This is a genomic window from Pseudomonas sp. Sample_24, assembly GCF_004307605.1.
Classification (GTDB): Bacteria; Pseudomonadota; Gammaproteobacteria; order Pseudomonadales; family Pseudomonadaceae; genus Aquipseudomonas.
Map to the genome: position 1 here is coordinate 1 of NZ_RCNW01000027.1, position 9,659 is coordinate 9,659.

The 9,659-nt window shown below is 61.1% G+C and carries 7 protein-coding genes; 4 read left to right on the top strand and 3 right to left on the bottom strand.

Going from position 1 to position 9,659, the window contains the following annotated elements:
* Positions 1 to 361: 361 nt before the first annotated feature.
* The gene (gene metR, locus D8V06_RS01230; RefSeq protein WP_056855241.1) at positions 362 to 1,279 is read right to left on the bottom strand and encodes a transcriptional regulator MetR; all 918 of its coding nucleotides are present in this window, start codon (positions 1,277 to 1,279) and stop codon (positions 362 to 364) included.
* A 110-nt stretch (positions 1,280 to 1,389) separates the two neighbouring features.
* Here metR and metE point away from each other — a divergent pair, with 110 nt between their 5' ends.
* The 4 genes from metE to D8V06_RS01250 all read left to right on the top strand — a co-directional run bounded on the left by metE (position 1,390) and on the right by D8V06_RS01250 (position 6,652).
* On the top strand, positions 1,390 to 3,702 hold the full coding sequence (gene metE, locus D8V06_RS01235; RefSeq protein ID WP_130904413.1) for a 5-methyltetrahydropteroyltriglutamate--homocysteine S-methyltransferase: 2,313 nt from the start codon (positions 1,390 to 1,392) through the stop codon (positions 3,700 to 3,702).
* A 190-nt stretch (positions 3,703 to 3,892) separates the two neighbouring features.
* Positions 3,893 to 4,924, top strand: a complete 1,032-nt coding sequence (locus D8V06_RS01240) for an alpha/beta hydrolase (protein ID WP_130907745.1) — start codon at positions 3,893 to 3,895, stop codon at positions 4,922 to 4,924.
* Positions 4,925 to 5,051: 127 nt separating this feature from the next.
* Positions 5,052 to 5,747 (top strand): hypothetical protein, encoded by a 696-nt coding sequence (locus D8V06_RS01245; protein ID WP_056855244.1) that lies wholly within the window; start codon positions 5,052 to 5,054, stop codon positions 5,745 to 5,747.
* Positions 5,744 to 6,652 (top strand): hypothetical protein, encoded by a 909-nt coding sequence (locus D8V06_RS01250; RefSeq protein ID WP_056855245.1) that lies wholly within the window; start codon positions 5,744 to 5,746, stop codon positions 6,650 to 6,652. The genes D8V06_RS01245 and D8V06_RS01250 overlap by 4 nt, the downstream gene beginning before the upstream one ends.
* 111 nt (positions 6,653 to 6,763) lie before the next feature.
* On the opposite strand, the gene D8V06_RS01255 is transcribed toward D8V06_RS01250, so the two are convergent.
* Complete coding sequence (locus D8V06_RS01255) at positions 6,764 to 8,092, bottom strand: sigma-54 dependent transcriptional regulator (RefSeq protein ID WP_056855246.1); 1,329 nt, start codon at positions 8,090 to 8,092, stop codon at positions 6,764 to 6,766.
* Positions 8,089 to 9,659 (bottom strand): ATP-binding protein (locus D8V06_RS01260; protein WP_130930296.1); only part of this gene is annotated, 1,571 nt, incomplete at its 5' end. The genes D8V06_RS01255 and D8V06_RS01260, both read right to left, overlap by 4 nt.

Here is a 9,659-nt window from a genome sequence, read left to right on the forward strand (position 1 = left end):
AGCGTCCCGGGCTGCGTTCCCACGCAGAGCGTGGGGAACGATCGTGTAAAGGATGCTCCGCGAATGATCGTTCCCACGCTCTGCGTGGGCACGCCTCAACGGACGCTCCGCGTTCGGCTCTGGATGGGACGCGGAGCGTCCCGGGCTGCATTCCCACGCAGAGCGTGGGGAACGATCGTGTAAAGGATGCTCAGCGAATGATCGTTCCCACGCTCTGCGTGGTAACGCCTCAACGGACGCTCCGCGTTCGGCTCTGGAGGGGACGCGGAGCGTCCCGGGCAGCATTCCCACGCAGAGCGTGGGAACGATCGGGTAAGGCGCCTTCGCGGGCAAGCCTCGCTCCTACAGGGGATTCGTCGTTTTAGCGAACTGCGCTAACCCCGTCCAATGTCGAAAACGACGTGTCCTTGGCCGTCAGCAAAAAATCCCGCATATACGGCGCATCCAGCATGTCCGCCCGAATGGCTGCATACAGCGTCGCAAACAAGCCTTTCTCACCCAACCGCTTGGCCTTCACATAGCCCCGTGAACTGTATTCATGCAGCGCCCAATGAGGCATGCCGCACACACCGCGTCCGCTGGCCACTAGCTGCATCATCATCACGGTCAGTTCCGAAGTACGGACCTGGGCCGGTTCGACGTCGGCGGGTTCGAGGAAGCGCGTGAAGATATCCAGGCGATCCCGTTCCACCGGGTAGGTGATCAGGGTTTCCGTGAGCAGGTCTTCCGGGACGATGTACGCCTTGCTGGCCAATTTGTGCTGATTGGCCACAGCGAGCATCGCCTCGTAAGTGAACAACGGCACGTAGGTGATGCCGACCAGGTCCACCGGATCGGAGGTCACCACCAGGTCCAGATCGCCACGGGCCAGGGCGGGCAGCGGGGCGAAGGAGAAGCCCGAGGCCAGGTCCAGCTCGACTTCCGGCCAGGCATCGCGGAACTGGTCGATGGTCGGCATTAGCCATTGGAAGCAGCTGTGGCATTCGATAGCCATGTGCAAGCGCCCGGCGGTGCCACCGGCCAGTCGCGCAATGTCACGCTCGGCAGCACGCAGCAGTGGCAGGGTAGCGTCGGCCAGTTGCAGCAGGCGCAATCCGGCGCTGGTGAAACGCACCGGTTTGGTCTTGCGCACGAACAGCGGCATGCCCATGCGCTCCTCCAGTTCCTTGAACTGGTGGGACAGGGCTGACTGGGTCAGATGCAGGCGGTCGGCCGCATCCACCAGGCTGTCGGCTTCGCGCAAGGCGTGCAGGGTCTTGAGGTGACGGATTTCAAGCACCGTGGGGCTCCATGAGTAAAACTTGTGATCAACACGAAAAGGTTGAGTTTGTCTCATGTTGCCCTGGCTGTCGACAATAGCGCCATTATTTACACAGGAGCACCTTCGACATGGCCGTGGCCCACACCCTTGGTTTCCCGCGCATCGGCGCCGACCGCGAACTGAAAAAAGCCCTCGAGTCGTATTGGCAGGGCGACATCGACCGCAATGCACTCAACAGCGTTGGCCGCCAGCTGCGCGCCACCCACTGGCAATTGCAGAAGGACGCCGGCATCGACCTGCTGCCGGTCGGCGACTTCGCCTGGTACGACCAGGTGCTGACGCATTCCCTGACCTTCGGCGTGATCCCCGAGCGTTTCGACAACACCCGGGACGAGCGCGGCCTGCCGACCCTCGACACGCTGTTCGCCATGGCCCGGGGCGCCACCGCGACCTGCTGCGGCGGCGAACATGACCAGGCGCAGTATGCGCAAGAGTTGACCAAGTGGTTCGACACCAACTACCACTACCTGGTCCCGGAATTCACGGCTGACCAGTCCTTCAAATTGAGCTGGGAACAACTGTTCGACGAAGTCGAGGAAGCCAAGGCCCTGGGCCATACCGTCAAACCGGTCATCATCGGCCCGTTGACTTATCTCTGGCTGGGCAAAGCCAAAGGCAACGACTTCGACAAACTCGACCTGCTGGAACGCCTGCTGCCGATCTATGGCGAAATCCTCGGTCGCCTCGCCGCCCAAGGCGTGGAGTGGGTGCAGATCGACGAACCGATCCTGACCCTTGACCTGCCGCAAGCGTGGAAAAACGCCTTCGAACGCGCTTACCACATCCTTCAATATTCGCCGCTGAAAAAACTGCTGGCGACTTACTTCAGCGGCCTGCAAGACAACCTCGGTCTGGCCGTCGGCCTGCCGGTGCAAGGCCTGCACATCGACGCGGTGCGTGCCCCGGATCAACTGCTGCACGTGCTCGACCGTCTGCCGATCTACAAGATTCTTTCAGTGGGGCTGGTCAATGGTCGCAACGTCTGGCGCTGCGAACTGGAGCCGGTGCTGGCACAACTGCAGTTTGCCCAGGAGCGCTTTGGCGACAACCTGTGGGTCAGCAGTTCCTGCTCGCTGCTGCACAGCCCGGTGGATCTGGAGCGTGAAGACAAGCTCGACCCGGAACTGAAAAGCTGGCTGGCCTTTGCCGTGCAAAAGTGTGGCGAAATCGCGGTTTTGCGTGATGCCTTGAACGATCCACAGGCGCCCAAGGTGCAAGCGGCCCTGGCCGAAAGTCGTGCCATTCAGATCAGCCGCGCCGAGTCGCCACGCATCCACAAAACCGAAGTACAGGCACGTATCGCGGCGATAGGCCCGAACGACAGCCAGCGCCAGTCACCGTTCGCCGAGCGCATCGAGCAGCAGCGGGCACGCCTGAAACTGCCGGCATTCCCGACCACCACCATCGGTTCGTTCCCGCAGACCGCTTCGATTCGTCTGGCCCGCCAGGCGCACAAGCAAGGCAAGCTGTCGGTGAACGACTACACCGACGCCATGCGTCACGAAATCCGTCACTCGATACAGGTTCAAGAACATCTGGGGCTGGACGTGCTGGTGCACGGTGAAGCCGAGCGCAACGACATGGTCGAGTACTTTGCCGAGCAACTCGATGGTTATGCCTTCACCCGTTTCGGCTGGGTCCAGAGCTACGGTTCGCGTTGCGTGAAACCGGCGATCATCTACGGCGACCTGAGCCGCCCGAAAGCCATGACCGTCGACTGGATCAGCTATGCGCAGAGCCAGACCGACAAAGTCATGAAAGGCATGCTCACCGGTCCCGTGACCATGCTGATGTGGTCGTTCCCGCGCGAAGACATTTCGCGCAAAGTCCAGGCGCAGCAACTGGCCCTGGCCCTGCGTGATGAGGTACTGGACCTGGAAGCTGCCGGGATCAAGATTGTGCAGATCGACGAAGCGGCGTTCCGTGAAGGCCTGCCGCTGCGCCGGGCGCAATGGCAGGAGTATCTGGACTGGGCCGTGCATGCATTCCGCCTGAGCGCCAGCGGTGTGCGTGATGAAACCCAGGTCCACACCCACATGTGCTACAGCGAATTCAACGACGTGATCGAAGCCATCGCGGCCATGGACGCTGATGTGATCACCATTGAAACCTCGCGTTCGGACATGGAACTGCTGGAAGCCTTCAAGGCGTTCGATTACCCGAACGACATCGGCCCGGGGGTCTATGACATCCACTCGCCACGGGTGCCGGACACGGCGGAAATGGTCAAGCTGATGGCCAAAGCGGTACAGCGCATTCCGGCCGAACGCTTGTGGGTCAACCCCGATTGCGGTCTGAAAACCCGTGCCTGGCCGGAGACTGAGGCGGCGTTGGTGAACATGGTGGCGGCAGCGCGACAGTTGCGCAGTCAGTTGGCTTGACGAAGATCGGAAGATCTCCGCCTGCGGGGAAATCTAAACACCCGCAGGAGCTGCCGCAGGCGGCGATCTTTCTGATTGGAAAATGACCGCCCGGCACTCTTCATCAAACTGTCATGGAAGTGTGGCAGCGCGCTTGAACAAACTTCATCAGACTCGCGCTCTACTGGGGTTCTGCGTTTTGGTGTTTTTCATGCGTGTTTTCTTATCGAGAATAGTATTTTTGGCCGCATGTCTGTTCGGCCTGCCGTCCTTGGCGGCGTCTCGTTGCGATGTCGATGTACCGACCGAACGAGTCGATCTGGATCAGGTGAGCCTGGCGTATCAAAGCATCGGCCGTGCCTCGGACCCGGCGCTGCTGCTGGTGATGGGGCTGGGCGGGCAATTGATTCACTGGCCCGACGAAGTGGTGGTCGCGTTGTGTCAGCAGGGCTTTCGCGTGATCCGTTATGACAATCGCGATGTCGGCTTGTCGACCTGGCGGCATACGCCGCTCGAGGCCAACCTGACGTTTGAAGTGCTGCGCTACAAACTCGGTCTGCCGGTGTCGGCACCGTACTCGTTGACCGACATGGCGAACGACGGCCTGGGCCTGATGGACGCCTTACACATCGAGCAGTTCCATGTGCTGGGTGCGAGCATGGGCGGAATGATCGCCCAGCACATGGCGGCCATGGCGCCGCAACGGGTCGAGAGCCTGACCCTGATCATGACCACTTCCGGTGCCGAGGGCTTGCCGGCACCGAGTGCGGCGCTGGTGCAATTGCTGTCGCGGCGTGGAGCGCCCAACCGCCAGGTCGCCCTGGAGCAACAGGCCGATTTGCTGGCGGCGCTGGGCAGTCCGACGGTGGCTGATGATCGTGAAGCACTGCTGCATCAAGCGGCATTGTCCTATGACCGGGCGTTCAATCCCGAAGGCGTGAAGCGGCAGATCATGGCGATTCTCGCCGAGCCGAGTCGGGTGGCACTGCTTAACCAATTGCGGGTGCCGGCGCTGGTGGTGCATGGCACCGCCGACCCGTTGCTGCCGGTGATGCATGGCGTGCACCTGGCGGCGCATTTGCGTGGCAGTCAGTTGAAGCTGATTCCGGGCCTGGCCCATCGTTTTCAGGAAGCGTTCAAGGCGCCGTTACTGGCGGCGGTGCTGCCGTATTTGCGCGAACATCGCGACGACACTTCCCATTGGGCGCAGATCGAGCCGGTGGCCGAGCACAACCTCTTGTAACCCGTGACCACAGGGGCTTGCTGTCAGCTGACAAAACACTGTCGTCAAAAATATATCAATGTGCCACTATTGTTTGCGTCGTCGCTATCGATACAGACAGCGACTTTCAATCATAGGGACTTGATCCATGTTTTTTCACGCTCTACGCACCCTCGCTGCAGTCACTTTGCTCGCCTGCCTGACCCTCACCGGCTGCGCCAACGTCCAACCTCCCGTACCGCTCGACCAACAATTCTGGGATGCCAAGGAGCCGACCATCGGCGTCGCAATCAGCGAATTGCCGCCGCCAGTACTGGCCTTGACCGGCAATCAGGGGCTTCTCGATTACGCGATCAACGCGGGCGTCAACAGCAAGCTCAGCGACAACGTCAAAACCTGGCAAGTGCGCGATTTCGAAACCCTGCCGGATACCATCGTCGCCAAGTTGCAAGCCAAGGGCTACAAAGCCAAGCGCATCGACGACAAGGTTGATCTGAAGGCCTACAAGGAAACCAAATTTCGCGAAGGCTACACGATCAAAGACCTGACCCCGATGAAAGCCAAGTACGGTATCGATCGCTTGCTGCTGGTGTACGTCACCGCCACCGGTGCGACCCGCAGCTACTACAGCATCGTGCCGACCAGCGTGCCGATGGCGCAGGTGGGCGGGCAGGGCATGGTGGTTGATCTGGCCGACAACAAACTGTTGTGGTTCCAGCCATTTGTCGCGGTACAAGCGGCACAGGGAGAGTGGGACGAACCGACCTACACCAACTTGTCGAACGCGTTCTACCAGGCTGTGGATAACAGCCGTCAGCAAATGATCACCCCGTTCGCCAAATGAAGCGCTCAATCGTAGCGGCCGGCGCACTGGCCCTGCTGATGGTGACTGGCTGTGCGCAGAAGCCGGCTCCCGAGGCCGGTTTCAAGGACCACGGGGCGTTGCCTTATGTTCAAGCACACGGACTCAAGGTCGATGTGCAGGTAACGCAAGCCTTCGTCGGCGCCAGCACCGTGATTGACAGCCAAGAGGCGTTGAAGGCTGCGTCTTCGAGTCAGGCGCTGTTGCTCAGTTCGGGCACCAGCGCCGGGTTGGCGGGGGTGTTGGTAGCCAGTCTGGTCAATACCCAGATGGGCAGCGGTACCTTGCAGCGTGATGCGGAAAAGTCCGCCCTCAAGGATTCACGGCCCATGGCGGATCTGCTTGCCGGCGTACCCTTGCAGGAGCGCTTGCAGCAACGCTATCAGCATGCCGCGCAAGTGGCCGGATTAAAGCAGGGCGAAGGGCAGGTGACGGCGCGTTTGTTGATTGAGCCGAAACTGATGTTGACCCCCGATCGCGGCAGTTTTGTCCTGGTCAATCAGGTTCAGGTCCAGGACATCGCCGGGTCGCCGCTGTACCGCATGCGCATCGAAGTGACCAGCCAGCCGATCCGTCGTTGCGGTAGCCAATGTGTCGATGATGGTGGCCTTGAACTGGCAAAAGTCACCGCGGTGCTCGATGAGTGCATCGACGAGTCCATGCGCGTGCTGGCCACGGACTTGATGCAACCGACTCCGCCACCGGCCGCTCAGGAAACCTTGCGTTACGTGCTCGATGGCCGGCGTGTGGTCGAACGTGGCTATCAACTGGCGAACAACGGCAACTATTGGCGTTACCGCAATCTTTACGGCGCGGTGAAGTCCGTACCGGTGCCGTTCGAGGATGCGCTGACCCAGGCGCAGCTTGAGAAAGTGTACGGACGCTAAACCCCAAACCTGTAGGAGCCGGCTTGCTGGCGATAGCGGTCTAATAGTCAAATCAATGCTGACTGACATACCGCCATCGCCAGCAAGCCGGCTCCTACAGGGATTGGTGAATCAGTGGCTCAACCCGTACTTCTTCACTTTGTCGAACAGCGTGGTCTTGGCCATGCCGAGTTCCTGGCTGGCCTGGGTCAAATTGCCGCCGCTGCGCTGCAAGGCATCGCTCAACAGGTTGCGTTCGAACGCTTCCACCGCTTCGGCGAACGCCAGGCCTTGGGCGCTGCCACTTGCGCCGGGTTTCTTGAACGCCGGCAGGCCTAAGGCAAAGCGCTCGGCGACGTTGCGCAGTTCGCGCACGTTACCCGGCCAATCGTGGCTCATCAGGTTCGACAGGGTCTGGTTATCCAGTTCCGGTGCGATACGGTCGAAGCGCAAGGACGACTGCTGCAAGAAATACTCGAACAATTGCAGGATGTCTTCGCGGCGCTCACGCAGCGGTGGCAGTTCCAGGGTTACCACGTTGAGGCGGTAATACAGGTCGCTGCGGAATTCGCCGGCCTTGCTCGATTCGTCGAGGTCGGATTTGGTCGCCGCGATCACCCGGCAATCCACCGCCACACTCTGGTTCGAACCGAGGCGTTCGAGGGTGCGCTCCTGCAATACCCGCAGCAGCTTGATCTGCAAGGGCAGGGGCATGCTTTCCACTTCATCGAGGAACAGCGTGCCGCCGTCGGCGTGTTCGATCTTGCCGATTCGCCGTTTGCCGGCGCCGGTGAAGGCGTTGGCCTCGTGGCCGAAGATTTCGCTCTCGAACAGGTTTTCCGGCAGGCCGCCGCAGTTCAGCGCCACGAATTGCTTGGTGTGCCGACGACTGAAGTCGTGCAGGCAGCGGGCAACCAATTCCTTGCCAGTGCCAGTTTCACCCTCGATCAGCACGTTGGCCGATGTATCGGCGACGTTGGCGATCAATTCGCGCAAGTTTTGCATGGCCGGCGAACGGCCGATGATCCGCCCTTCGAGGGAGTCGCGCTCGGCCAGTTGCCGACGCAACGACGAGACTTCCCGCGCCAGACTGCGTTGCTCCAGCGCGCGCCGCGCTACGTCCACCAGGCGCTCCGGGGAGAACGGTTTCTCCATGAAGTCATAGGCGCCTTTCTGCATCGCGCCGACGGCCATGGAAATATCGCCGTGGCCGGTAATCAGCACCACCGGCAAACTGCGATCTCGCTCCTTGAGGCGGCCCAGCAACTCCAGGCCATCGATGCCCGGCAGGCGAATGTCGCTGATGACGATGCCGGCAAAGTTGTCGCCGACCCGCTCGAGGGCTTCTTCTGCACTGGCGACACCTACGCACGGAATGTCTTCCAGGGTCAGCGCCTGTTGGCAGCCAAGCAGCACGTGGGGGTCGTCTTCGACGATCAATACACTAAGGTCGTTGTTCATATTGGCTCGGCGGGAAGGGGGCTTACCAACGGTAAACTGAGAACGAATGCGGTGCCACCGCTGGCCGGGTGTTCGACACCCAGGTGACCGCCGGTGGCGGCGGCCAGGCTGGCGGAAAGGGTCAAGCCAAGGCCAAGGCCCTGTTCGCCGGGTTTGGTGGTGAAGAACGGTTCGAACAAATGCTTGCGCGCTTCGGCGTCGATGCCATGGCCGTTGTCACGTACCCGCAGCCGATACTTGCCATCGAAGGTTTCGCCTTCGAGCCACAACTCGGGCTGCGGTTGCGCCTGCATCGCGTCGAGGGCGTTGCCGATGAGATTGACCAGGATCTGTTCGAGGCGGGTCTGGTCGATTTGCACCTGCACATCTTCAAAGTGACGGTGCAATTGCAGGGCGATGCTTTCCACTCGGCCACCGAGCAATTGCAGGGCTGCGTCCACGCCCTTGCCCAGACACGCCTGGCCCTTGTCGTCGCCACGTCGGGCAAAGGAGCGCAGGCTGGCGGTGATGCGGCCCATGCGGTCGATCAGTTCGTTGATGGTCTTGAGGTTGGTACTGGCCACATCGAGTTGGCCACGTTCCAAAAAGCGCACGGTATTGCCGGACAACGTGCGCAGCGCCGCCAGCGGCTGGTTCAGCTCATGGGCGATGCTGGTGGACATCTGGCCGATCGCCGCAAGTTTACCGGCCTGCACCAGTTCATCCTGGGCACGGCGCAAAGTCTCTTCGGCTTGACGGCGTTCGCGGATCTGACCCTTGAGCCGCTCGTTGCTGGCGCGCAGGTCGACGGTGCGTTCGGTAATCCGACGCTCCAGTTGATTGTTGGCTTCCTGCAAGGCTTCCCGGGCCGCGAGGCGGGTGGCGATGACCTTGCGCCGCTCGTTCCAGGCAATCAGTAGGAACGCCACGAGGGCAAATGCCACGGCCACCAGAATCCCCTGATTGATCGCTTCGCGACGCAGATCCTGGAGCGGTGTCAGCAGGGTGAAGTTCCAGGGGGTGTCGCTCAGTGGCCGGGTCAGTGACAGATAGCTGATGTTCTCGTCGTCGGAAACCAGTTCACTGTTGGCCGGGAAGGTGAGTTTTTCCACACCTTCAGACAGAGTTTCCCGGGCCAGCGGTTGCAATTCGTTCAGCGGAAACCAGTAGTACTGCAGGCTGCGGGCGAGTTTTTCTTTGGTGTCATCGCTCAGCGGCACTACTGACTTGAGGCGGCGCGCCGGATCGCTGGAGAGAATGATGATGCCGTTCTCATCGCTGACGAAGGCTTCCAGACGCGCCCGTTGCCAGCGTTCTTCCATGGCTTCGAGACGCACCTTGACCACCGCGACGCCGATGATCTTGCCGTGTTCTTCCAGGCCATGGGCCAGGTAGTAACCAGGTTCGCCGTTGGTGCTGCCGATGCCGTAGAAGCGCCCGGGCTGGCCGCGCACGGCGTTCTGGAAGTAGGCACGGAAGGACAGGTCTTCACCCAGATAGCTGTCGACATCGCGCCAGTTGCTGGTGGCCATGACGCGACCGGTGGTGTCCATCACATAAATGGCCCGACTGCGGCTGCGCCGGTTCA

Bases quoted from the DNA above. Each gene is read 5' to 3' on its own strand.
- D8V06_RS01255 (WP_056855246.1), bottom strand. From the start codon at position 8,092: ATGAACAACGACCTTAGTGTATTGATCGTCGAAGACGACCCCCACGTG.
- D8V06_RS01250 (WP_056855245.1), top strand. From the start codon at position 5,744: ATGAAGCGCTCAATCGTAGCGGCCGGCGCACTGGCCCTGCTGATGGTG.
- D8V06_RS01240 (WP_130907745.1), top strand. From the start codon at position 3,893: ATGCGTGTTTTCTTATCGAGAATAGTATTTTTGGCCGCATGTCTGTTC.
- metE (WP_130904413.1), top strand. From the start codon at position 1,390: ATGGCCGTGGCCCACACCCTTGGTTTCCCGCGCATCGGCGCCGACCGC.
- D8V06_RS01245 (WP_056855244.1), top strand. From the start codon at position 5,052: ATGTTTTTTCACGCTCTACGCACCCTCGCTGCAGTCACTTTGCTCGCC.